The 23,057-nt window shown below is 72.1% G+C and carries 20 protein-coding genes and 1 pseudogene; 8 read left to right on the forward strand and 13 right to left on the reverse strand.

Going from position 1 to position 23,057, the window contains the following annotated elements; genetic code table 11:
• Positions 1-69 precede the first annotated feature (69 nt).
• From KWI83_RS13335 to KWI83_RS13360, 6 genes are all read right to left on the reverse strand, one after another.
• Positions 70-975 (reverse strand): quinone oxidoreductase, encoded by a 906-nt coding sequence (locus tag KWI83_RS13335; RefSeq protein WP_308122046.1) that lies wholly within the window; start codon positions 973-975, stop codon positions 70-72.
• Positions 956-2,401: a methylaspartate mutase gene (locus KWI83_RS13340; RefSeq protein ID WP_308122047.1), complete on the reverse strand. Its 1,446-nt coding sequence runs from the start codon at positions 2,399-2,401 to the stop codon at positions 956-958. The genes KWI83_RS13335 and KWI83_RS13340 overlap by 20 nt, the downstream gene beginning before the upstream one ends.
• Positions 2,402-2,409: 8 nt before the next feature.
• Positions 2,410-2,865 (reverse strand): cobalamin-dependent protein, encoded by a 456-nt coding sequence (locus KWI83_RS13345; protein WP_256362213.1) that lies wholly within the window; start codon positions 2,863-2,865, stop codon positions 2,410-2,412.
• 65 nt (positions 2,866-2,930) lie between these two features.
• Entirely contained in the window at positions 2,931-3,941 is a 1,011-nt protein-coding gene (locus tag KWI83_RS13350; RefSeq protein WP_256362242.1) for a fatty acid desaturase, read from the reverse strand.
• 278 nt (positions 3,942-4,219) lie between these two features.
• Entirely contained in the window at positions 4,220-4,384 is a 165-nt protein-coding gene (locus KWI83_RS13355) for a hypothetical protein (RefSeq protein ID WP_218514569.1), read from the reverse strand.
• Between the two features lie 57 nt (positions 4,385-4,441).
• Positions 4,442-5,722 carry an MFS transporter gene (locus tag KWI83_RS13360; protein WP_256362214.1) on the reverse strand — a complete coding sequence of 427 codons (1,281 nt, stop codon included), beginning with the start codon at positions 5,720-5,722 and terminating at the stop codon, positions 4,442-4,444.
• A gap of 80 nt (positions 5,723-5,802) precedes the next feature.
• Here KWI83_RS13360 and KWI83_RS13365 point away from each other — a divergent pair, with 80 nt between their 5' ends.
• From KWI83_RS13365 to KWI83_RS13375, 3 genes are read left to right on the forward strand one after another with little or no spacing between them, the layout of a single operon-like run.
• Positions 5,803-6,813: a winged helix-turn-helix domain-containing protein gene (locus KWI83_RS13365; RefSeq protein WP_218514570.1), complete on the forward strand. Its 1,011-nt coding sequence runs from the start codon at positions 5,803-5,805 to the stop codon at positions 6,811-6,813.
• Positions 6,814-6,837: 24 nt separating this feature from the next.
• Complete coding sequence (locus KWI83_RS13370) at positions 6,838-7,344, forward strand: glutathione peroxidase (RefSeq protein ID WP_218514571.1); 507 nt, start codon at positions 6,838-6,840, stop codon at positions 7,342-7,344.
• 52 nt (positions 7,345-7,396) lie between these two features.
• Complete coding sequence (locus KWI83_RS13375) at positions 7,397-8,272, forward strand: MerR family transcriptional regulator (RefSeq protein WP_218514572.1); 876 nt, start codon at positions 7,397-7,399, stop codon at positions 8,270-8,272.
• 113 nt (positions 8,273-8,385) lie between these two features.
• Here KWI83_RS13375 and KWI83_RS13380 read toward each other — a convergent pair whose 3' ends face one another.
• The 3 genes from KWI83_RS13380 to KWI83_RS13390 all read right to left on the reverse strand — a co-directional run bounded on the left by KWI83_RS13380 (position 8,386) and on the right by KWI83_RS13390 (position 10,761).
• The gene (locus KWI83_RS13380; RefSeq protein WP_218514573.1) at positions 8,386-8,577 is read right to left on the reverse strand and encodes a DUF397 domain-containing protein; all 192 of its coding nucleotides are present in this window, start codon (positions 8,575-8,577) and stop codon (positions 8,386-8,388) included.
• Between the two features lie 191 nt (positions 8,578-8,768).
• A complete protein-coding gene (locus KWI83_RS13385) occupies positions 8,769-9,626 on the reverse strand; it encodes a helix-turn-helix transcriptional regulator (RefSeq protein WP_218514574.1) in 858 nt (285 codons plus the stop codon).
• A 382-nt stretch (positions 9,627-10,008) separates the two neighbouring features.
• Entirely contained in the window at positions 10,009-10,761 is a 753-nt protein-coding gene (locus KWI83_RS13390; protein WP_218514575.1) for a GPP34 family phosphoprotein, read from the reverse strand.
• A 234-nt stretch (positions 10,762-10,995) separates the two neighbouring features.
• Here KWI83_RS13390 and KWI83_RS13395 point away from each other — a divergent pair, with 234 nt between their 5' ends.
• Entirely contained in the window at positions 10,996-13,794 is a 2,799-nt protein-coding gene (locus KWI83_RS13395) for a D-alanyl-D-alanine carboxypeptidase (protein ID WP_218514576.1), read from the forward strand.
• A 207-nt stretch (positions 13,795-14,001) separates the two neighbouring features.
• Positions 14,002-15,849 carry an MFS transporter gene (locus KWI83_RS13400; protein ID WP_218514577.1) on the forward strand — a complete coding sequence of 616 codons (1,848 nt, stop codon included), beginning with the start codon at positions 14,002-14,004 and terminating at the stop codon, positions 15,847-15,849.
• Here KWI83_RS13400 and KWI83_RS13405 read toward each other — a convergent pair whose 3' ends face one another.
• Positions 15,850-16,692: a hypothetical protein gene (locus KWI83_RS13405; protein ID WP_218514578.1), complete on the reverse strand. Its 843-nt coding sequence runs from the start codon at positions 16,690-16,692 to the stop codon at positions 15,850-15,852.
• Between the two features lie 74 nt (positions 16,693-16,766).
• Here KWI83_RS13405 and KWI83_RS13410 point away from each other — a divergent pair, with 74 nt between their 5' ends.
• Together KWI83_RS13410 and KWI83_RS13415 are read left to right on the forward strand one after the other, a co-directional pair.
• Complete coding sequence (locus KWI83_RS13410) at positions 16,767-17,555, forward strand: SDR family oxidoreductase (RefSeq protein ID WP_218514828.1); 789 nt, start codon at positions 16,767-16,769, stop codon at positions 17,553-17,555.
• A gap of 109 nt (positions 17,556-17,664) precedes the next feature.
• Positions 17,665-17,880 (forward strand): annotated as a pseudogene (locus KWI83_RS13415) (Na+:solute symporter); the annotation flags it as partial.
• A 78-nt stretch (positions 17,881-17,958) separates the two neighbouring features.
• Here KWI83_RS13415 and KWI83_RS13420 read toward each other — a convergent pair.
• Complete coding sequence (locus KWI83_RS13420) at positions 17,959-19,074, reverse strand: ADP-ribosylglycohydrolase family protein (RefSeq protein WP_218514579.1); 1,116 nt, start codon at positions 19,072-19,074, stop codon at positions 17,959-17,961.
• 245 nt (positions 19,075-19,319) lie between these two features.
• Between KWI83_RS13420 and KWI83_RS13425 the strand changes: the two genes are divergently transcribed.
• Positions 19,320-19,835 (forward strand): DUF2165 domain-containing protein, encoded by a 516-nt coding sequence (locus KWI83_RS13425; protein WP_218514580.1) that lies wholly within the window; start codon positions 19,320-19,322, stop codon positions 19,833-19,835.
• Here KWI83_RS13425 and KWI83_RS13430 read toward each other — a convergent pair.
• Together KWI83_RS13430 and KWI83_RS13435 are read right to left on the reverse strand one after the other, a co-directional pair.
• The gene (locus KWI83_RS13430) at positions 19,828-20,397 is read right to left on the reverse strand and encodes a hypothetical protein (protein WP_218514581.1); all 570 of its coding nucleotides are present in this window, start codon (positions 20,395-20,397) and stop codon (positions 19,828-19,830) included. The genes KWI83_RS13425 and KWI83_RS13430 overlap by 8 nt on opposite strands.
• Positions 20,398-20,470: 73 nt before the next feature.
• On the reverse strand, positions 20,471-23,056 hold the full coding sequence (locus KWI83_RS13435; protein ID WP_218514582.1) for a bifunctional FO biosynthesis protein CofGH: 2,586 nt from the start codon (positions 23,054-23,056) through the stop codon (positions 20,471-20,473).
• Position 23,057 lies beyond the last annotated feature (1 nt).

A 23,057-nucleotide genomic window follows, 5' to 3' on the forward strand; every position in this document is an offset into this window, starting at 1 on the left:
ATGGGCCAGGACATGCGTGTGGCCGCCGGCTGTTGCCGGCGGCCACACGCATGTCCTGCACACCCGCGCTCAGGGAATCAGCAGCAGTTTCCCGGTGGTCGAGCGGTCCTCCAGCATCCGGTGCGCCCGCGCCGCTTCGTCGAGCGGCAGCTCCTGGGAGACCAGCGGCCGCATCGCGCCGGCCGCGAGCAGGGCGAACACCTCGGCCGCCCGCGCCCGCAGCGCCTCGCTGTCCGGCACATGGTCGCCGAGGGTCGGCCGGGTCACGTACAGCGATCCCCCCGTGCGCAGCAGCCCGGTGTCGAGCGCGGGTACCGGCCCGCTGGACGCCCCGCACATCACCAGGACGCCGCGTCGCCCGAGAGCACGCAGACTGTCCCGCCAGGTGTCGGCGCCCACGGAGTCGTACACGGCCTGCGCACCGGCTCCCTCGGTCAGTTCGCGGACACGGTCGCCGAATCCCGCGTAGCGCAGGACGTGCCGGGCGCCCGCCTCCAGGGCGACCTTCTCCTTCTCCGCGCTGGACACCACGGCGATCACCGTCGCCCCGCGGTGTGCGGCCAGTTGCACCAGGAGCCGGCCGAGGCCGCCCGCCGCGGCCAGGACGACGACCGTCTCGCCCGCACCGACCGGGTGGGTGTCGTGGGTCAGGTAGTGCGCGGCGAGGCCCTGGAGCAGCACGGCGGCCGCGTCGCGGGCCGTCACCCCGCCGGGCACCGGGACCAGCTTGCCCGCGGGCACTGCCACGGTCGGGGCGTAGGCACCCCGGTGCGACGCGTAGGCCACCGTGTCACCGACGGCGAAGTCGGTCACGCCCTCCCCGGTCGCGACCACCGTGCCGGCCGCCTCCTGGCCCGGCACGAACGGCAGGTCGCCGGGGAGGCTGCCGTCCCTGTAGTACACGTCGATGTAGTTGACCCCCACGGCCTCGTTGCGCACCAGGACCTGTCCGGGCTCAGGCGCGGGCGTCTCCACCTCCTCGACCAGCAGCTGATCGGGGCCTCCGGTCCGGTGTACGCGGACGGCTTTCACGGGGTCCTCCCAGGGCGTCGGGGTCCGGGTTCCGGGCAGTCTCCCCGAACAGTAGGGGGAAGTAGTTGATGTCGGCGGTGAGTTCGGCCAGCAGCGAACCCATCTCGGGCGCCGCGCCGGCACCGGAGCGCACCTGGTCGCGGTGACGGCGCAGGGTGCGCTCGGACAGCGGCAGCCGGCCGGCCGAGAGGTAACGGATCGCCCCTGAGGCGTCGCGCCGGGGGATCACCTCCGAGCGGGCGTGTCTGCTGGCGCTGAACGGGATGTCGAGCCGACCGTCCGCGAACGCCTCGACCACCGCGGCTTTGGTGTCCGGCCGTTCGAGCACCGGCTCCACGATCTCCGCCACCTCGGCCAGGATCCACTCCAGTTCCTGGGCGGTGCGCTCCTCGTCCGGAGCGACGAAGCCGAGCAGCGGTGAGTTGGCGCGCCGCGCGAGCCGGATCCCGGCCGCGTTCGCCTCGGCGTCCGGGATGCCGTAGGCCTCCTGGTACGTCTTGGTGAGGAGCTTGGAGGCGCCGCCGAGCCGGGCGACCAGCGCCCCGTACAGAATGAGGTCCTCGGCGTTGTCCCGTTCCCGCGGGAACACCCCCATGAACTCGTGCAGTACGGCATGGACGTCGATGTCGCCGGGCAGATAGCGCGCGGCCAGCAGCGGGATCGCCCGGAGCGCGGCGACGTCCTGGGCGACGTGCCCGCCCTGCGGGTACGCCACCGAGATGCACCGCACCCCCGCACGCGCCGCCAGCACCGCCTCCAGAACGCTGACGGCAAGGCTCACGGAGGGCGGCACGAGCACGGCGGTGAGGGTGCCGAACAGCTCCCGGTCGACGATCACCCCCAGCTCCGCGAGTTCACCGCAGCGCCGGTCCACCGCCTCCCAGGCCGCGAGTGAATCGGCCAGGGCGACATCCTTGGAGTACGGCAGGTTGTACGAGATCCCGCCGCCCTCGAAGGAGGTGATGCCGGAGGCCACGGCCACCTCGAACATCAGCCGGGCGTCCGGGGATCCGTGGCGGATCTGCAGGGGCGCGGCCACCGCCTCGTTGAGTTCCCGGCCGCGCGCCCAGCCGTGCGCCACCAGCGGATAGCCGTTGAGCTCGCGCGGGCTGAGGTGCGCGAGCCGGCGTGCCCGGTCGAACCGGCCCAGGCGGGTGTGCGAGTCGATGGTGATGGTGAGGATGTCCGGTTCGCCCTGCGCCGCGAGCGTCTGCAGCAGCTCACGCATGGCGTCGTGGCCGCCCACTCCGCAGCGGGGCTGCACGGCGACCCGCCCCGCCTCCCGGTACCGCCCGAGCACCTGCGCTGCGGGCTCCTTGCCCAGGGAGCGGATGTAGGCGACCGACTCCTGAAGCGGCGGCAGCGGCACGCCGCCGGTCACGATGCCGCGCGCGGCCGGGCGACGGCCTTCCGCTCGGCGTGCAGCCGGTCCAGCAGAGCGGGCAGTTCGGCGGGGTCCTCAAGGATGTGGTCCACCCCGAGCGCACGCAGCCGGTCCAGGAAGGCCGCCTCCTTGTGGCTGCCCACGGAGAGGTTGCCGCCGAGCACCACGGGACACGCGATGGCGCCGGACGCCTTGGCCGCCGGGAGGTCGCGCAGGTCCTCCTGGGCGTGGCCGTTGAGGCTGCCGATGATGACTGCCTCGGCCTGCGGGTGCTCGGCGCAGGCGGCGGCGAACTCGCTCACCGGCGTGCAGGTGCCGAGGTTGACGACATGGAAGCCGAGGCTCCGCAGAGTGTGGGCGATCAGATGGTTGGCCACGGCGTGGGCGTCGCTGGCCGCGACGCCGAGGATGACCGACCGGCGTTGTGGGTTCTGCTCGTGCGCGTACAACGGCTGCTCCTCATGGGTGATCCGCTCCTGACGGCTGCTCCGGCCGACCGGCGCCGCCTTCGCCGTCAGTCGTCGAAGGCGGCGAAGAGTTCCCGCTTGCTGACCGACGCGATCCGCGCGGCGTCGTACTCCTCGGGGTCGGCTGCGGCGATCGAGTCGAACACCCGGTTGATGGCGGGCACGAGGCCCCACACCTGCTCGTAGCCGGGCCAGCCACGGTGCCCCGACTCCAGGTCGCGCTGCCGGGCGAACAGATAGTCGTGCCACTCCCTGCTGGACGGGTACCGGTGGTGGTAGTCGTGCACGACGGTGTCGCCCGTCAGCACCAGATAGCGGGCGGGCGCGTGGACGAGGAGCATCCGGGCGGTCCACCGGCACCACGCGACGGCACCCCGGCCCGTCGGCGCGGCCTCGCCGATGAAGATGGCGTTGGTCAGTCCGGCGAAGTACTCACGGCCGCGGCGCACTTCGGTGCCCTTCGCCGGGAAGGTGTGCTTGACGCACAGCCGCAGGGTGTTGCTCACCTGGAACAGCGGGACCAGCGGGACGCACCACACCACGAGGAACGCCGGCCAGGTGCCGGTGACCGCGGTGACGCCGGTCAGTGCCCCGTACAGCACCGTCGCCGTCGCCTTCTCGGCGCCTGCCGAGGCCTGCCAGAAGGACCGGGCCCGTGCCACCGCGAACTGCAGGTGGAACAGCGGCGAGAAGATCCTGCCCAGGACTCTTCGCCACATCTCCTCCCGTGACATCCCCGGTGCCAGCCCGAGGCTGATCAGGAACGCCTGCACGGTGGGATCACGCAGGGTCATGTGGTGGGCGGCGTGGTGGTCCGCCACATGCTCCCGGCTGTAGCGCTCGAAGTTCTGGATCACCAGGACCGAGGAGATGAGGTGACCGAGGGCCCGGTCCACCGTGCGTCGCCGGTACATGTTCCGGTGCGAACACTGGTGATAGATCATCATGCGCAGGTTGCGCATGCCGTGCAGGGTGACCGCCCAGCCGACCGGCAGCAGCACCAGCCACCAGCCGCTCAGCACCCAGGCGGCGGCGGACACGGCCGCGCCGGCCGCCATCGCACTCACCGCGGAGACGAGATGGTAGGTGGGTGTCCACCCGGGCGGTTTCTGGCCCTCGATCGGTTTACCGGTGAACAATGTCAGCCGGTGCTGCAGAAAGCCGGGCAGGGCTCGCATTGTCTCCCGGGGGTCCGTTTCCCGCGCAGGTACCCCGGCTCCCCTCGGCGTTACGGACTCCGCTGCCATTCCGCCCCTCTCGGGTTTACCGTCGGACCGGCCGGACAGGAATTGCTCCCCGTCCGGCCGATGGCCAGTCGTGCCGAATCGTCGGACGTTCAGTCCCATCCCGTGTCATCGCCGGAGTCGGCGGCGCAATGCGGAACGGGAGCATTCCATTCCGCGAGATCCGGTCCCGAGGCGGCGCCGGCCATCCCCGAACCCTCGACAACGAAAGCGGACAGGAAAGCTGCGATCACGGTCAGGCGAATGATGCCGGACATGTTTTCCCCCTATTGATCTGCTGCCGCTTCGGCAATCAGTTACCTCCGGCTGCGCGCTCAGATACTGCCATCGATGGGGGGCCGTGAGGGGGCCGATTTATGCGAAGACGGTGACCGCAAAAGGACTGACCGGAACTGGACTCGGACAGAACGCCGCGTAGCGGGCGCGCGGCCCCTGCGCGTCCGCCACCCCAGCCACCCCAGCCACCCCGTCACCGCCACCGACAGCCCCGCCATCGCCGTCATCGCCACCGCCGGGGAGCCGATCTGGGCCACCGTCCCCGCGAGCGCCGCGCTCACCCCCTGCGTCGTGAGCATCCCCGCCGAGTGCAACCCCAGGGCGTGGCCGCCGAGTTCCTCCGGGACCAGGGCCATCAGGCGCTCCTGCTGGACCAGGCTCGCCCCGAAGCCGACGGAGGCCACGGCGACGAGGGTGGCGGCGAGCGGGACCGCCGGGTGCACGAAGAACAGCAGGTACGGCGCGGCCAGCAGCAACAGCAGCGGTACGCCGAGGCGGGCGCGCGCGGCGGGCGGCACCAGGCGGCCGACCGTCACGTCCCCGACGAACATCCCCAGCGCCGCACAGGCGAACAGCAGCCCCGCGTCCCGGGGAGCGTACGACACATACAGCGACTCGCAGCCGACGATCAGCCCGTTGGGGACCCACAGGGCGAGGTAGAGGCGCCGGCGCTGGGCGCAGGACCACAGGAGGGCGTTGGTGCGCCAGGTCGCCGCCACGGACGGGCGGGCGGACCTGCGCGGCGGGCGGGGCGTGAGGCCCAGACGGGCCGTGACGGCCGCCGCCAGGAACAGCAGCGCCGACAGCAGCAACGTCACGCGCGCCGACCCGATCGCCACCAGCAGGGCGCCGCCCGTCGCGTATCCGGCGATCTGTACGGCGCCGCTCATCATGTTGAACACCGAACGGCCCAGCAGATAGCCGTCCTTGGACAGGATCTCCGTCAGCAGCCCCCACCGCACTCCCCCGCCCAGCGACGCGACCAGCCCCTGCGCCAGGACGACGACAAGGACCGCCCAGACCGGCAGACCGGGCAGCGCCAGGAGCGCCGTACCCGCCGCGAAGCCCAGCGAGACGGCCGTGAGCGCGTTCCTCGGCGGCAGACCGTCCGCCCACGACAGCAACAGCGTCGCGCCCAGCACCTGCGCCAGCGACGGGCCGAACATGCTCACCGCCGACAGCAGCGGCGAGCCGGTCGCCTCGTACACCAGCGTGCCCAGGGCCAGGCCGCCGATCGTCTGGCCCGCGATGTGGGCCGAGGAGGAGAGGAAGAGAGGGGTGAACTCCGGGGTGCGGAACAGATGTCGGTAACTGCGCATGCGGGGAGCCTGCGGCCGCCCCGCGCAGGCGAGTTAGTGTTTCGCGCACACGCGAAAGGTCCCGGGGGTGCGGAAAGAACATGGGCTGGTGGCAGGTCAACGCCGACACCCTCGCCCGCAGCCGCTTCCTCCTCTCCCCCTACGCCGAGACCTTCGCGAGCCTGAAGCTCCTGCACGCCGGTGTCGGCGCCCATCCCGGCGAGCAGGCCTGGCTGCGCGCCCATCTGCCGGGGTACCGGGCCCGGCTCGCGGCCGATCCCGTCACCGCGCTGCTCGTCCGCGCCGGGCTCGGCCGGGACTGGATCGCCGACTTCCTGACGCCGACCCCGCGGGACGGGGAGAGCGTCGCGGACGCGGTCGCGCGGGTGCGCGCGGCACGTCCCGAGGCCGTCCGCGCGCATCTGCGGAGGTCCCTCGGCGGCCCGCTGCCCGCCGCGCTGGAGCGGGACGACCTCGCCGAGCGGGCCGCGCGGCTGGCCGAGTACGTCTGGGAGGAGGGCGTACGACCGTACTGGGGCCGTCGGCGGCGCGTGCTGGAGGCCGATGTGGTGGCCCGGACCGCGCAGGTGAGCCGGGGTGGCTGGGCGGCCGTGCTGGACGCGTTGCGGCCGGGGCGGACGCGGTGGCTCGGGGAGAGCCGTTTGCAGGTCAATCCGCACGAGTACCCGCCGCGGGAGATCTCGGGTGCGGAGCTGCTCTTCGTGCCGGTCACCCCGCAGACCGGGTGGGTGTCGTGGGAGGAGCCGCGGCGGGAGCGGTACGCCGTCGTCTACCCGTGCGTGGGCGTCCTCGCCGACGAGCGGAACCGGCCACCCGTGCCCGCCGGGCTCGGCGCGCTGCTCGGGCGTGCGCGGGCCGAGGTGCTGGTACTGCTGGAGTCGCCGATGAGCACGACGCAGGTCGTCGCCGTGACCGGGCAGCGGCTCGGGTCGGTCGGACGGCACCTGCGGGTGCTGCTGGACGCGGGGCTGGTGGAACGGCGGCGGGCCGGACGCTCGGTGCTGTACTCGCGGACGGCGGCGGGAGAGGTCCTCCTGAGGTCGGCCGAGCGGCCCCCTCCTGAACGCCCTCCCGACACCCGCCGGGGCTAATGCCGGGGCACTAGCATCCGCCCCATGACCAATGACGCACACGCATCCGTCCTCGACGTCGACATCAACGCGCTCCAGGGTGGCTCCGCCGACCTCGAGCAGTACGCCGGGCAGGCCGTGCTCATCGTGAACGTGGCCTCCAAGTGCGGGCTGACCCCGCAGTACGCCGGGCTGGAGCGGCTGCACGAGCGGTACGCGGACCGCGGGTTCACCGTGCTCGGCGTGCCCTGCAACCAGTTCCTCGGGCAGGAGCCAGGCAGCGCCGAGGAGATCGCCGAGTTCTGCTCGGCGACGTACGGCGTGACCTTCCCGATGACCGAGAAGGTCGAGGTGAACGGGGAGGGCAGGCATCCGCTGTACGAGCGGCTGGTCGGCTTCGCCGACGGCGAGGGGCACAGCGGGGACATCCGCTGGAACTTCGAGAAGTTCCTGATCGGGCGGGACGGCACGGTCGTCGCCCGGTTCTCGCCGCAGACCGAGCCGGAGGCGGCTCAGGTCGTGTCGGCGGTGGAGCGGCAGCTCGCCGCTTGACCTTTCCCCTGGGGCAGACCCGAGCTTCCTGTCACCGGGCGAACGGCGCCCGGTGACGGAGGATGACGTGGTGGACGTGGGAGAGGAACTGCTCACCATCGGCGCGTTCGCCGCCCGGGCGCGGCTGTCGGCCAAGGCCCTGCGGCTGTACGACCGGCTGGGGCTGCTGGCCCCGGCGCACGTGGACGAGGCCAGCGGCTACCGCTACTACCGCGCCGGACAGGTCGAACGCGCCCGGCTCGTGGCGCTCCTGCGCCAGCTCGACATGCCGCTCGCGCGGATCGCCGAGGTCGTCGAGGCGCCGGACGGGGCCGCTGCCGCCGACCGGCTCGCCGCGTACTGGGCGGACGTCGAGGCGCGGGTGGCGGGGCAGCGGACGCTCGCCGAGTACCTCCGTGGACGACTGTCGGGGAGGAGCTGCGAGATGTACGGGAAGTTCGTGGTCGAGACGGTGGACGTGCCCGAGCAGGTGCTGATCACCGAGACGCGGCATGTGCTGGCGGGCGAGCTGCCGACGTGGATCGGCGCGTCGCTGGGCCGACTCGAGGAGGCGGCGAAGGAGTGCGGCGGCAGCACGGCGGCGCCGTTCGTCGTGTACCACTCCGAGGTGTCGATGGAGAGCGACGGACCGGCCGAGTCCTGCGTGCCGGTGGCCGACGAGGCGGCGGCCCGGGCGTGGGTCGAGCGGCACGGCCGTACGTGGGAGACGAGGGTACGCGTGGAACCGGCCCAGCGGCTGGCCTATACCCGGATCACCAAGGCACAGGTGGCGCACCCTCAGATCCTGGCCGCCTTCGGCGCGGTGGAGGCGTGGATCCCGAAGCAGGGGCTGTGGCAGGCGGGCCCGTGCCGGGAGGTCTACTTCGCGGACTGGGACGCGGCCGGGGCCGAGGACCCGGTGTGCGACGTGGCGTTCCCCGTGCGGTGATGTGACGGCCCGAGGACAGGGCCGAGCCCTCTCGGCTAGGACGGCGAACTGGTCGAGAGGGCTCTTGGGGTACTGCTGTGCAGTTGTCGGGCGGTGTCAGGGAGGCCCTCTCCTTACGCCTTGACCGAGGCCACGAAAGCGCTCCACGCGGTCGACGGGAACGCCAGGACGGGACCCTCGGTCACCTTGGAGTCCCGGACGGAGATTGCGGACAGGACAGGGGACTTGATCTCGACGCACGCGCCGTTGCCCTGGGAGTACGAGGACTTGACCCACGCGTCCGTCGCGCCCTGCTTGATTGCCATTTTCGCTCCGGTAAGCAGTTGCTGAGTTGCTGTGATTGCGCCAACGTTCTTGCTTGGTGGCGTGATCGACGCTACTCGCCAACATCGCCGCACGGAGCAGCCATTCACTCGACCGGCTGGCATATTCCAGCAAGGACTTCCGTACGGACCGGGTGACGGTGTACCCTTCCGCGCCGCAAGTCCCACAGGGCTCAGCGGGCGTAGCTCTTCGCCACATCCGAGAGGAACACCCGGGTTTGGTCCACATTCAGCGCCTGTGCCCGCAAATGCTCGTACATGACGCTGTACTTCTGGACGTCCTGCGGCTTCTCCAGGTAGAGGTCGCTGGTGACGCCCTCGATGTAGACCACGCTGGAGTCGGCGGCGTCCGGGAACTCCAGGATCGCGTACTGCCCGCTCACGCCGGGGTGCGCGCCCATCTCGAACGGGATCAACTGCACGGTGACGTGCGGCAGCTGGGACATCTCCAGCAGGTGCTCCAGCTGGTCGATCATCACCTGTCTGTTGCCGACCTCACGGCGTACGGCGGCCTCGTCGAGCACCGCCCACAGGCGCAGCGGGTTCTCCTCGGCGGCAATACGTTCCTGCCGACGCAGCCGTACCTGAACACGTCTGTCGATGTCGGTGGGCGTCGCCTCCGGCAGCGCGCCGCGGATCAGCGCCTCGGCGTACTGGCGCGTCTGCAGCAGGCCGGGAACCACCTGCGGGTCGTACACCCGAAGGCTCGCCGCGTCGGTCTCCAGGCCGATGTAGACGCTGTACGGGATGTCGCCGAAGGAGTGCCACCAGCCCTGCTGGCGCGAGTCCTTGGCCATCTGCATCAGCGAGTCGACGATCCGGTGGTCCTCCACCTCGTAGACACCGCACAGGTCACGGACGTCGCGCTGGCTGATGCTGCGCCGGCCGTTCTCCAGGCGGCTGATCTTCGACTGGGACACCAGCAGCCGCTCCGCCACCTCCTCGGCCGTCATGCCCTTGAGCTCGCGGAGCCTGCGCAGCTCCTGGCCCAGCCGGCGCCGCCTGACGGTGGGATTGACATTGGACGCCACGGGACGTGCACCTCCGGCTGCGTGCCTCGAAACCTGCAACTATGCGTATCTGCTGTTGAGCAGACTGCCACCAAGGGGCTACTTACCGCTGGGAAACAGCGGATATGCGGCGGGTACGCGACAGGACGCACGTTCGTACGACGTCGTACGACGTCGTACGAGGGGTACGCGAAGCGGGCGCGGACATGCGGCCGCGCGGGGCGGTGGGGCCGTCCGTCGTCCGAACGACGGCTCCCGCCACCCCGCGCGGACCACTGCGGCTCCCGAACCGGGTCTTGGGGACTCAGGCGCGGCGCGTGCGGTGCGTGGTGCGGCCTGGTGGCCGTACCGATGGTGCTGGGTGGTGCCGTTGAGGTGATGGTGCGCTGCCGTGGACCGCGGCTCAGTGGGCCACGACGCGTGCCATCGCGCCGCGGCGCGGCTGCACCGGGACGCTCCGGGCCGGCTCCGCGGTCCGGGCTCCGGCGGCGGCCTGGCGGCCGGCCGGGGCCGGGCTGCGGCGCGGCTGGGCCGCGACGCCGTTCTGGACGTCCATCACGGCGTGCGCCACGAGGCCGCCCATCGGGTCGTGCCGGATCAGGTCCCGCAGCCGGGAACGGGACGAGCGCCCCTCGTTGCCCGGATACAGGTGCTTGCCGAGACCGACCGCGTGGGCCAGGGCGGCGAGCGCCGCGGTCCGCGGGTCCGGCGGTACGCCGGTGCGGATCGCGGAATCCAGCCGGGCCCTGATCTCCCGGCTGATGGCGTTGTCCGTCGCCTGGTAGCGAGTCGTCGGCAGCACCCCGCACATCTGACCGGCCACGGCGTGCACCATGCCGCACCGCTCCAGATGCGAGAGGTAGGTCTGGCGGAGCCCCAGTCGTGGCCCGCCGATCCAGTGGACCGCCCGTACCGGAGCGCCGCGCCTGCGCAGCAACTCCAACGCGCAATCCAGTGTCGGATCTCCTGTCGGCCGTGGTACCACCACGGCGATACGATCCCCGTCTGGGGCTATCCGTCCGGCCAGCGCCAGCTCCACTAGCTGTGCTCCGGCCAGACCGAGGTCGAGCGACTGCGGCTGTGCAGTGGTACCCGTGGCCGGGTCCAGTGCCAGCAGCAGAAGCTCCTCCGGAAGTGTTCTGCGGCTCCTGCCCATCCATGCCTCCCCGCGTGGATGAATGACAGGGTGACCCCTCTCACATTGGTCTGTCGAGGGTGCGTGACCTGTTTGTAAGGGAACCAGTAGGTATGTCGTTCTCGTCTTCGGCGTGGGTCGGGTCCGCACACAGGACACTGGTACATGGTTCGGACAGCGCTTCGGACAGTCCTGTGGGGGCGGTGGTCCGGGCAACGGTTCACGGTTGGGTACGCGCACGGAGGCGTGCGGCGCATGGAGGAGGCATCGGTGGCGGGCGAGTCCCCCGACAGGTCGAAGCAGCGCGAGTCGTCGGCAGAACCGACGTCGGGGAGCGCGAGTCCGGTTCCCGAGGCCAGAAACGGCGCCACCACCGCCCGTGACCCACGGCTCGCCGTGGCACGGGAGTCCGGGGGCGGGCGTGAGAGGGACACGGCGACGCGGGTGCTCTCGGTGAAGGAACTCTCCGAGGAGTCCGAGGAGTCCGAGGGGGCTGCCGGGGAGGCGGCTTCCGAGCAGCCCACGGGCCGTGAGAAGCGCGCCGGGGCCGGGAACGCCGACGAGTCCGACGCGGCGGGCGACGAGCGGCTGCGGGCGGCTGTGGCGGCGTGGGTGACGTCCGGGGAGGGGAGGCCCGAGGGGGGCGCGGCCGAGGGCGGCGACGAGGTGGACACGAACGCGGACAAGGCTGCGGCCGAGCCCGGCAACAAGGCCGACACGAACGCCGACAAGGCTGCGGCCGAGGGCGGCACCGACGCCGACACGAACGCCCACGAGCCCGGCGACAAGGCTGCGGCCAAGCCCGGCAACGAGGCCCAGGGTGAGCGTGAGGGCGGCACCGACGCCGCCGGGGCCGAGAAACCCGCCGATGCCGAGGACTCCGGCGAGGAGGGCGCGGCAGAGGACGCGACGCCCGCCGGTGAGGAGAACTCCGGCGAGGTGGAGGCTCCCGCCCGGCAAGGCGAACGCGCTGAGGAGCCGGACGCCCGGGGCGAGAAGCCCGGCGACACCGGCGCCCCGGCGGCGGACGCCCAGGACGGCCCCGAGGACGACGCCCAGTCCGGCGCCGCCGAAAAGCCGACGGCCCAGGGCGCTTCCGCAGCCGACCCGGTCGGCCAGGACCGGGAGAACGCCCGCACCGCCGACCACGCCGAGCCCGGGGACGCCGACGCCGCAGCCGAGGAGACCGGTGGCGACGCCGACCACGTGCGCGGCACCGCGACCGCGGCCGAGGACGCCCAGTCCGGCGCCGCCGAAAAGCCGACGGCCCAGGGCGCTTCCGCAGCCGACCCGGTCGGCCAGGACCGGGAGAACGCCCGCACCGCCGACCACGCCACGCGCACAGACCGCACCACCGCCGAGAGCCGCTCCGAGGGTCACCGCGGCCCGCAGTCCCGCACCGGCGACGCCCCCAAGGCCGACGCACCCCCCGTGGACCAGCCCACGGCCGTCTTCAGGGCCGTGAAGCCGTCGACGACGGGCGTCGACCAGCCGACCACGACGCTGAAGCTGGGGGGCGCCAAGAAGCCCGCTCCTGCGCCGGAGTCGGACGCCGAGCGCACCAGCAGGTTCGTCGCGCTCAAGCCCCTGGACGACCCCTCGACGCGCAAGCCGCAGCGGGCCGCCGAGGCGACGACCGCGCTGCCGAAGGTGCCGTCCGACAAGCCCAAGGCGCCCGCCGAGGCCACCACCGCGCTCCCGAGGATCCCCGCCGACCAGACCGCCCCGGTGCCGCAGGTCGGCCCGGAGCGGACGACGCAGCAGCCCCTGCCGCCGAAACCGCCGCTGGATCTGCTGGCGGAGCTGACCAACACCCCGCCGCCCCCGGAGACCCCCCTGCGGACGGCGGTGCGGCGGATCAAGATCTGGACGCCGCTGGTGCTGCTGCTGGCGATCGTGTTTGCGATCGTGCAGGCCGTACGCCCGCTGCCGACGCCCACCCTCGAACTCACCGCCGAGGACTCGTACACCTTCGACGGCAACCAGGTCACCCTGCCGTGGCCGAACGAGGGTCAGGGCGCGATGGACGTCACCGGCATCGGCACGATGGGCGGCTTCGGCGAGCAGAAGCCGGTCGCCATCGGCTCGGTCGCCAAGGCCATGACGGCGTACGTCGTGCTGCAGAAGCACCCGTTGAAGCCCGGCGAGGAGGGCCCGAAGATCACGGTCGACGCGCTCGCCGAGAAGGAGGGCGGCTACGACCAGGTCGGCGGCGAGTCCACGCTCAACACCGTCAAGGAGGGCGACCAGCTCACCCTGCGCCAGGCGCTGTCCGCCATCATGATCCCCTCCGCGAACAACATCGCGCGTCTGCTGGCCCGTTGGGACGCCGGTACCGAGGCCGCGTTCATCAAGAAGATGAACGACACCGCCAAGGAACTGGGCATGAAGAACACCACGTACACCGACGCCTCCGGCCTGAAGGAGACCACCGTCTCCACCGCCGAGGACCAGGTGAAGCTCGGCAACGAGCTGGTGAAGATCCCGGCCCTGGTGGAGATCACCAAGCTCCCCGAATGGTTCGACCCGTCCGGTCAGAAGTGGCGCAACTGGAACACCCTCGTGCCGTACAACGGCGCCATCGGCATCAAGACCGGCACCACCACCGCGGCCGGCGGCAACCTGCTGTTCGCCGCCACCAAGGAGGTCGGCGGCGAGACGGTCACCGTGGTCGGCGCGATCCTCGGCCAGCACAAGGCGCCGATCATCGACACGGTGAACGCCGTCAGCGAGACCGCGATGCTCGGCGCCCAGGACGCGCTGACCTCGGCGAAGATCCTGAAGAAGGGCGATGTCGTCGGGTACGTCGACGACCGGCTCGGCGGCCGGACGCCGGTCGTCGTCACGCAGGACGTCACCGCGGTCGGCTGGGCGGGCCTGAAGGTGAAGCTGTCCTTCGCCTCCGACGCCGTACCGCACACCGCGAAGTCCGGCACCAAGGTCGGCACGCTCACCGTGGGCGACGGCAGCGGAGGCGCGGTCGAGGTGCCGGTGGCCCTGCAGTCGGACCTCACCGAACCCGGCTTCACGGACAAGCTGACCCGCGTCGCCTGACCCGGCCGCGCCCCACCACCCCACCGCACCCCGTCGGCGGAGCCCTCCCCGGGCGCCCGTCGGCGGGGTGCGTGCTAGCGTCACGAAACGGGACAGGACGCCCGCGCACGGGACGGGCGCGGGAACGCCTCGTCACCTGGCCGAAAACAGCCGGGAAACGGGGTGCGCGGCCGAGAAGAGAAGACGGGACACGGGGAGTGCCAACAGGTGGCCACTGCGGAGCCGACACGCACCGACGACACCGGTCCGGGCCCGGGATCCGGCCCGCGAATACGCGTGCCCGGCGGGCCGCCCGAGAGAGCGCGCGACGGATCGCCCGGCGGGCCGCCCGGGGTGACCGTCCGTGACCGGCTGAAGCGACTCGCCCGGCATCCCGTCGTTCTCACCACCGCCCTCGCGGGGGTGCTCCACGTCACCTGGTTCTTCACCTTCGCGAACAGCGGCGGGGACCTCGCCGCGCAGGACGCCTGGGCCGAGTTCGTCGGCCGCCACCCCGACTCGGCGTACAACCTCGCCTGGTACGGCGGCATGCACCCGGTGTCGTACAGCGTGGTGTCGCCGTATCTGATGTCGCTGCTCGGCGTGCGGACGACGATGATGATCGCGGGGACGCTCTCCGCGGGGCTGCTGACGCTGATCCTGGTGCGCGGCCGTGCGGTGCGGCAGCCGCTGTGGGCCGGGCTCGCGGGGGTGTTCGGGCTGCTGTGCAACGCGGTGTCGGGACGGGTGACGTTCGGGCTCGGCACGCTGTTCGCGCTGGCCGCGGTCGCGGTGGTGTTCTGCTGGCCGTACCGCTGGCGTTACAGGCGCTGGGCGAAGGCCCTGTGCGCCGCTCCCCTCGCCGCGCTCGCCACCATGTCCTCGCCCGTCGCCGGGTTGTTCGTGGGTCTGGTGGCGGTCGCGCTGTTCCTGCAGAAGCGGCGGCCGGGCGCGTGGGCGCTGGGGCTCGCGCCGTCCGCCGTGGTGGCGGTGTCGGCGTGGGCGTTCCCGTTCTCCGGCACCCAGCCGATGTCCTTCGGGTCGGCGGCCCTGCCCCTGGTCTACTCGGTGCTCGTCTTCCTGCTCGTCCCGCACGACTGGAAGACCGTGCGCATCACCTCCGCCGTGTACGGCCTGTCCGTGCTGCTGGTGTGGCTGATCAGCTCACAGATCGGGTCGAACATCACCCGGCTGGCGATGCTGTTCGCGGGCGTGGCGCTGGTGGCCGCGCTGCCGTTCGCGGTGCCGCGCTCGCGCAAGTGGTACGCGATCGTGGTGGCCTTCACCGGGTTCGTCGCCTGGATCGGCTACAAGTCGGTCGACGACGTGGTCCATACGACGCCGAGGGCGTCCTGGGCACGTGAACTGGCTCCGCTGGTCAACGAACTGCAGCAGGTCGGCGCCGAGAAGGGCCGCGTCGAGGTGGTCCCGGCCCGCTCCCACCGCGAGGCCTCCGCGCTCGCCCCGTACGTCAACCTCGCCCGCGGCTGGAACCGCCAGGCCGACATGAAGCGCAACCCGCTCTTCTACGACGACACCCTCAACTCGGCCAACTACCACGAGTGGCTCAAGCGCTGGGCCGTGCACTACGTCGTGCTGCCCAAGGACGAGCCGGACGGGGACGGCGGTGAGCGGGAGCGGCAGCTGGTGCAGCGCGGGCTGCCGTATCTGACGCAGATCTGGGGCGACGCGAACTGGCAGCTGTTCAAGGTGACCGACCCGACCCCGCTCGCCGATCCACCGGCCGTCGTGGAGCGGGCCGAACAGGGTGAGATGACTCTCCGCGTGAAGCAGCCGGGCCGGGTGCTGATCCGCGTCCCGTACTCGCCGTGGCTGAAACTGGTCGACGCCGAGGGTGAGGGGGTCGAGGCGCCGCAGGAGACGGAGGCCTCCAAGGACCGTCCCGAGGGCGCGCCGAAGACGTACCACAACCTCAACGGCTGCCTGATGGAGACCGAGGAGGACGCGGAGGGCGACAAGTGGACGGTCCTGCTGGCGCCGCGCGCGGGCACGTACCGGCTGGCGTCGCCCTACGACCTGCCTCGGGGGACGCCGTGTCCGGAGGAGCTGAGGTGATCAGCGGAGCTGGTCGACGTACCGGTCCGTGCCCGGCACGGTCGGGATGAAGGGCGCGACCAGTTCCGTCCGCCCCGGTTCCTCCATCTGGCCGAGCCCCGCGAAGTGCTCCTCCCAGCACTCCCTGGGGTCCGTCTCCAGGAACCACAGCAGGGTCAGCCGGGTGTCGACGCCCTCGACCTGTTTGACGTACGTCATGCGGTCGCCGGGCAGCGGGACGGGGCGGAAGACGGTGACGAGGGCGGCCGGGGAGCCGGTGAGCCGCCTGGGGAGGTGGCGGGTGCGCAGCCACTGGAGCAGTTCGGCGCGCTGCTGCGGCGAGTCGGCGTCGACGACCTGGAGCACCAGTCCGGCGTAGGGGTGGTCGAGGGCGTGGAAGTCGCGGGGCCCGGCCGCCCCGTCCCGGTAGACGGTCGTCTCGTGGTCGTGGAACGCCGTGAAGACGTGGGTGCGGGCGTGGTGGACGCGGGCGTCGCGGTTGAGGCGCTGGTTGATCGCGACGGTCCACTTCATGTGGTCGGCGTGGCGGCCCGCGGTGATCCAGTACGTCGACAGGTAGCAGCCCGCGGTGACGGGCTGGGCGATCGCCGACTTCTCGGGGTGGCGCAGGAGTTGCAGATCGCGGGTGGCCACCCAGCGGCGGCCGGCGTACATCCAGGGCATGGCCATCGCGCCGGCGTAGTAGTGGTCGTCCTCGTACCAGCGGTTGTAGGCGTACTCGTGGCCCGGGTGCGGTTCGACCATGGTGATCAGGGCATGGCCGGGGCGGACGCCGTAGGGGCCGACGGCGGCCAGTTCGGCGTAGAGCTCGCTGCGGGTGTCGCCCGCGTCAGTGGCGTTCATGGTGTTCCCCTTTCCTCGCGTCGCCCATACTCTGACGCTCCGTCAGGAATATGGCCAGAGAGGTGGGGTCCGCGGTGTCGCTGCTGCACGGCAGGACAGTCGTCGTCTCCGGTGTGGGCGCCGGACTCGGCCACCAGGTCGCGGCCGCCGTCGTACGGGACGGCGGGAACGCGGTGCTCGGCGCGCGCACGGAGGCGAACCTGGCCAAGAGCGCGGCCGCGATCGATCCGGACGGCGCGCACACGGCGTACCGGGCGACGGACATCACCGACGAGGCGCAGTGCGCGGCGCTGGCCGGGCTGGCGCGGGAGCGTTTCGGGGGGATCGACGCGGTGGTCCATGTCGCCGCCTTGGACAGCTACTTCGGCGGGCTTCAGGACGCCGACTTCGCGACCTGGCTTTCGGTGATCGACGTGAACCTGCTGGGGTCGCTGCGGATGACGCGGGCGTGTCTGCCGGGCCTGAAGGAGGGCGGCGGCGGGTCGGTGGTGTTCATCGGGACGCAGTCGGCGCTGGCGGCTCCGACGCAGGTGCGGCAGGCGGCGTACGCGGCGTCGAAGGGGGCGCTGACCAGCGCGATGTACTCGCTGGCGCGGGAGGTGGGGCCGTACCGGATCCGGGTGAACTCCGTGCTGCCGGGGTGGATGTGGGGGCCGCCGGTGCAGGCGTACGTGCGGCACGCCGCGCACACCGAGGGGGTGCCGGAGGAAGAGGTGCTGGGGCGGCTGACCGGGCGGATGGCGTTGCCCGAGCCGGCCACGGACGGGGACGTGGCGGACGCGGCGGTGTTCCTGGCGTCGGACCGGGCGCGGGCCATCACGGGGCAGTCGCTGCTGGTCAACGCGGGGGAGTTGATGCGCTGAGGCCATCCGCGGCTGATTCATGTGGTCCCGACTGGGCCGTGCTCATCGGCTACTTCGGCGTGATGGTCGCGATCGGCGTCTGGTCGCACCAGCGCGTCGACAACGTCATGAGGGCGGTGTGCCGCCGCAGTACCAGGTGTCGATCCCGCTGGCGGTGTCCCTGATCCTGTACGTCCTGATCGGCTACGTGAAGCCGGAGGACATCCCGGACCGGCTGGCGATCACCGAGAAGATCAACACGGACGGCGGCGGAGCGGCGGCGGCCGTACCGGCACCGGCCGGGGCGGCGGACGGTGTGGTGGGGGTGGGGCCGGGCAGGGAGTAGCCCTGAAGCGGATGGGCGGCCTTCCCCTCCGGGGGCGGATGCCTGTCCGTTCACCGGGCGGGTTCCCTGTGAGGTCGGTCACGCCCTCGGATAGCGCGCCAGCCACGCCGGGGAGGCGGCCGCCGGGCTGTGCAGGGCCGGGCCCTGGGTCATCTCCATGGCGAAGTCGTCGGCCAGTTCGAGGATGGTGGGGCGGCCCTCCAGCTCGGCCAGCCAGGCCGGTGGCAGGGCGGTCTCGCCGTGCAGGGCGCCGAGGAGGCCGCCGGTCAGGGCGGCGGTGGCGGCGGAGGGCCCGTCGTGATTGACGGCGAGGCGCAGTCCGTGCCGTACGTCCTCGCCGACCAGGGCGCAGTAGACGGCGGCGGAGACGAGCCGGTCGGCGGTGCCGTCGCCGGCCAGTCCGGCGACCCGGTCCGGCGTCGGGATGCCCTGCCGTACCGCACCCAGCGCGTGCTGCAACGCATCGGCCACCGGCTGGTGCCCCGGCCGGGCGGCGAGCAGGCCGAGCGCCCGCTGCACGGCCCCGTCCAGGCTCTCGCCGCGGGCCAGCGTGTGCACGATCACGGCGTACGCGCCCGCCGCCAGGTACGCGGTGGGGTGGCCGTGGGTCTGGGCGGCGCACTCCACGGCGAGCTGGACGACCAGGTGCGGTTCCCAGCCGACGAGCAGCCCGAAGGGCGCGGAACGGGCGGCGGCCTCGGGTCCCGCCTCCCCCGGATTCTTCGGCATCTCCAGCGTGCCCATGGTCTCGTCGCCGAGCCCGATCAGCAGGGCGCGGGTCGGATCCCGCCGGGCGTACAGCCACTCCTCCCGGGCCAGCCACCCGTCCTCCTTGCGCCGCTCGTCCGGCCCCCAGTCGCGCTGGGTGGCGGCCCAGCGCAGATACGCCCGGTGCAGATCGGTCGGCGGATGCCAGGCGCCGGTGTCGCGGCGGACCTGGGCGCGGATCAGCCCGTCGACGGAGAAGAGGGTGAGCTGGGTGAGGTGGGTGACGGCACCGCGCCTGCCATAGGCCGGGGCGAGATCGACAACGCCCTCGGGCCCGTGCGCCGCCCGGATACCGTCCATGTCCAGCCGGTCCACGGCCGCGCCCAGCGCGTCCCCGACGGCGGCACCGAGCAGCGTCCCGCGTACCCGGCTTCGGAAGTCCTGCTGCTCGGCACGCCCCCAGACGGCGCCCGCTGTCGCATCCACCAGACCTCCCCAGGGCACCGTCCGTACGTACGACAGCTCCGCACTGTATTCGACGGGGAACGGTCGGATCAGGGGGCGGATCGGTATGCGGGGTCTGGTGGAAGTGGTCGCGATTGGCCGCTTATGGGTCCGCTCATGGTCCGTGACTCCAAGGACCGGCGCCGCGCCCACCTCGCCTTCGGGCGCCGGGCGTGGAGTGGCTTCGTGGGGGCGTGGGGAGCGCGTGACGCTGGTAGAGAAGAGGCATGTCCACAACCACCCCACGCACCACCAGACGCACTCTCCCCCTCGCCGCCACCGCCCTTACCGGCACCGTGGCCCTCTACATGGCCCTCGTCGCCTTCGGGAACATCACCGACTTCGGTACGAACCAGGACTTCGTCCGGCATGTCCTGGCCATGGACACCACGTTCAAGGACGAGGACCTGATGTGGCGGGCCGTCACGGACACCGCGCTGCAGGACGCGGCGTATGTCGCGATCATCGCGTGGGAGACGGTCGCCGCGCTCCTGCTCATCGCCGGTACGTGGTTCTGGGCGCGCGGCCCCCACGCGCTGGCGCGGCGGATATCGACGTACGGCCTGCTGATGGTGATGCTGCTGTTCGGCGCCGGGTTCCTCGCGATCGGGGGTGAGTGGTTCGCGATGTGGCAGTCGGAGGACTGGAACGGGCTGGACGCGGCGACCCGGGTGTTCCTGGTGAGCGGCGTCGTGCTGCTGGTGAATCATCTGCCCGTCGGGCAGGCCGAGCCCACTACTTGACGACCGTCACCGTCGTCCCCGCCGTACCGAACGTCCACAGCGCGTCCCCGTCGGCCGACTTCATGCGGATACCGCCGGTCCGCGTGCCGGACGCGGCCGGTGGGGGCGAGGAGCCGTCCACGGCGGCGGAGAAGGCGATGCTGACGCCGGACTTGGCGGCGAAGTAGACGACGTGCTCGATCTGCACGCCGTCGGAGCCGGTGGTGGCCTCGGTGCGGGTGCCGACCGTGTACGTACCGGGGTCGGGGTCGACCGTGCCGGGCCACACCGTGAACGTACGGCGGGGACTGTCACTGGCGTCGACCAGCCACACCCGCCGCTCCCCCAGCGAGTAGACGATCCGCCGCCCGGTTCCGGAGCCGTCGGGTACGGCCACCGGGGCCGGTGCGCTCGGCGCGGGCCTGGCGCTCGCGGACGCCGAGGGGCCGGGCCGGGCCGCCGTGGCCGTGGGTCGCGGCCCCTGCTCGGCCTGCACGGCGAGCACGGCGACCCCCGCGATCGCCCCCACGGTCAGGCCGGACACCCAGGCCCACGAGGGAAGCCGTCGGGCAGGCACGGGCACGCATCTCCTCAGTCTCCGACCCCCGACATCGAGGGTCGGATCATCGTACTGTGCGTGCCTGAACGCCCCTCCGTCAGTCCAGCACCGGCAACAACTCCGGCAGATGCCCGTCCGACGCCGCGGCCGCCCGCTGCCGTTCCTCCGGGACCTCGCCGTACAGGGTCGTGCGGGGGCGGGACGGGCGGCCCGCCGCCTCCGCCACCGCCACCAGGTCGCGGACCGACTTGTACGAGCCGTAGGACGAGCCCGCCATGCGGGAGATCGTCTCCTCCATCAGCGTGCCGCCCAGGTCGTTCGCGCCGGAGCGGAGCATCTCCGCCGCGCCGTCCGTGCCCAGTTTCACCCAGCTTGTCTGGATGTTGGGGATCCAGGGGTGCAGGAGCAGGCGGGCCATGGCCGTGACCGCCCTGTTGTCCCTCGTCGACGGGCCGGGGCGGGCGATGCCCGCCAGGTACACCGGTGCGTTCGTGTGGATGAACGGAAGCGTGACGAACTCCGTGAAGCCGCCCGTCCGCTGCTGTATGCGGGCCAGCGTGCGCAGGTGGCCCAGCCAGTGGCGGGGCTGGTCCACGTGGCCGTACATCATCGTGGAGGAGGAGCGGATGCCCAGTTCGTGGGCCGTGGTGACGACCTCGATCCACGTGGCCGTGGGGAGCTTGCCCTTCGTCAGCACCCAGCGGACCTCGTCGTCCAGGATCTCCGCCGCCGTACCCGGGATGGAGTCCAGGCCCGCCTCCTTCGCCGCCGTCAGCCACTCCCGGATGGACATGCCGGTGCGCGTGGCGCCGTTCACGACCTCCATCGGGGAGAAGGCGTGCACGTGCATGCCGGGGACCCGGGACTTCACCGCCCGCGCGATGTCGAAGTACGCCGTGCCGGGCAGGTCGGGGTGGATGCCGCCCTGCATGCAGACCTCCACCGCGCCCACGTCCCACGCCTGTTGGGCACGGTCCGCCACCTGGTCCAGCGACAGCGTGTACGCGTCGGCGTCCGTGCGGCGCTGCGCGAAGGCGCAGAAGCGGCATCCCGTGTAGCAGACGTTGGTGAAGTTGATGTTGCGGGTGACGATGTACGTGACGTCGTCGCCGACCGCCGACCTGCGCACGTCGTCCGCCACACGGCACAGCGCGTCCAGCGCCGGGCCGTCCGCGTGCAGCAGCGCCAGCGCCTCCTCGTCCGTCAGGCGCGTCGGGTCGTCCGCCGCCGTCGCCAGCGCCGCGCGCACGTCCGTGTCGATGCGCTCCGGGACCATGCCGGGGGCGGCGGCCTCGCGCAGGGCGCCCCAGTCCCCGTACACCTCGTCGAAGTCGTCGCGGCGGTCGGACGTACGGCCCTCGGTGTCGATCGTGGCGTGCAGGTCCGTACGGCCGGACGGCACGAACGCCTCGTCCGGCTCCTGCCACGGCAGCCCCTGGGGCAGCGCCCCGGACCGCGCAAGTCCCGTCTCCGGGTCGGCCAGGGCCGCCACGTGCGGGCGCAGCCTCGGGTCCAGCCAGGGCTCGCCGCGGCGGACGAACTCCGGGTACACACAGAGACGTTCCCGCAGCTCGAAACCGGCGGCCGCGGACTTCGCCGCCAGTTCCTCGATCTGCGGCCAGGGGCGCTCGGGGTTCACATGGTCGATGGTCAGCGGGGAGACGCCGCCCCAGTCGTCGATCCCGGCCCCGATCAGCCGCTCGTACTCCGCGTCCACCAGGTTCGGCGGGGCCTGCAGGCAGGCCGCCGGGCCCATGATGTGCCGCGCCACCGCCACCGTCGCGACCAGCTCGTCCAGCTCCGCGTCCGGCATGCCGCGCATCGCCGTGTCCGGTTTGGCGCGGAAGTTCTGGATGATCAGTTCCTGGATGCCGTGGTACGCCCGGGAGACGCGGCGCAGCGCGAAGAGGGACTCGGCGCGCTCCTCGTACGTCTCGCCGATGCCGATGAGGATCCCGGAGGTGAAGGGGACCGAGGACCGGCCCGCGTCCTCCAACACCCGCAGGCGCACGGCGGGTTCCTTGTCCGGGGAGCCGTAGTGCGGGCCGCCGGGCTCCGACCAGAGGCGGGTCGCCGTCGTCTCCAGCATCATGCCCATCGACGGGGCCACGGGCTTCAGGCGCTGGAAGTCGGTCCACGTCATCACGCCCGGGTTGAGGTGAGGGAGCAGGCCCGTCTCCTCCAGGATGCGGACGGAGATGGCGCGGACGTAGGCGATGGTGTCGTCGTAGCCGTGCGCGTCGAGCCACTCGCGCGCCTCGGGCCAGCGGTCCTCGGGCTTGTCGCCGAGGGTGATGAGGGCTTCCTTGCAGCCGAGCGCGGCGCCGCGCCGGGCGATGTCGAGGACCTCGTCCGGAGACATGAACATTCCGTGCCCCGCCCGGCGCAGCCTGCCGGGGACGGTGACGAACGTGCAGTAGTGGCACTTGTCCCGGCACAGCCGGGTCAGGGGGATGAAGACGCTCTTCGAGTACGTGATGACGCCGGGGCGACCGGCCGCTTCCAGTCCCGCGTCCCGCACCCGGGCGGCGGACGCGGCGAGGTCGTCGAGAGCCTCGCCGCGGGCCTGGAGCAGTACGGCCGCCTCGGCGACGTCGAGGGCGACGCCGTCACGAGCGCGTTTCAGGGCGCGACGCAGGGAGTTCTCGGTGGGGCCGGTTCCGGAGGTCGCGGAAGTCGTCATC

This window comes from Streptomyces sp. TRM70350 (genome assembly GCF_019219825.1).
Classification (GTDB): domain Bacteria; phylum Actinomycetota; class Actinomycetes; order Streptomycetales; family Streptomycetaceae; genus Streptomyces.

What these genes read in the sequence shown, in the direction of transcription:
- KWI83_RS13405 (WP_218514578.1), bottom strand. Translation starts at nt 16,692, where the DNA reads ATGAACGCCACTGACGCGGGCGACACCCGCAGCGAGCTCTACGCCGAA.
- KWI83_RS13435 (WP_218514582.1), bottom strand. Translation starts at nt 23,056, where the DNA reads ATGACGACTTCCGCGACCTCCGGAACCGGCCCCACCGAGAACTCCCTG.
- KWI83_RS13370 (WP_218514571.1), top strand. Translation starts at nt 6,838, where the DNA reads ATGACCAATGACGCACACGCATCCGTCCTCGACGTCGACATCAACGCG.
- KWI83_RS13395 (WP_218514576.1), top strand. Translation starts at nt 10,996, where the DNA reads ATGGAGGAGGCATCGGTGGCGGGCGAGTCCCCCGACAGGTCGAAGCAG.
- KWI83_RS13360 (WP_256362214.1), bottom strand. Translation starts at nt 5,722, where the DNA reads ATGCGCAGTTACCGACATCTGTTCCGCACCCCGGAGTTCACCCCTCTC.
- KWI83_RS13390 (WP_218514575.1), bottom strand. Translation starts at nt 10,761, where the DNA reads ATGGGCAGGAGCCGCAGAACACTTCCGGAGGAGCTTCTGCTGCTGGCA.
- KWI83_RS13365 (WP_218514570.1), top strand. Translation starts at nt 5,803, where the DNA reads ATGGGCTGGTGGCAGGTCAACGCCGACACCCTCGCCCGCAGCCGCTTC.
- KWI83_RS13425 (WP_218514580.1), top strand. Translation starts at nt 19,320, where the DNA reads ATGTCCACAACCACCCCACGCACCACCAGACGCACTCTCCCCCTCGCC.
- KWI83_RS13380 (WP_218514573.1), bottom strand. Translation starts at nt 8,577, where the DNA reads ATGGCAATCAAGCAGGGCGCGACGGACGCGTGGGTCAAGTCCTCGTAC.
- KWI83_RS13350 (WP_256362242.1), bottom strand. Translation starts at nt 3,941, where the DNA reads ATGGCGGCCGGCGCGGCCGTGTCCGCCGCCGCCTGGGTGCTGAGCGGC.
- KWI83_RS13355 (WP_218514569.1), bottom strand. Translation starts at nt 4,384, where the DNA reads ATGTCCGGCATCATTCGCCTGACCGTGATCGCAGCTTTCCTGTCCGCT.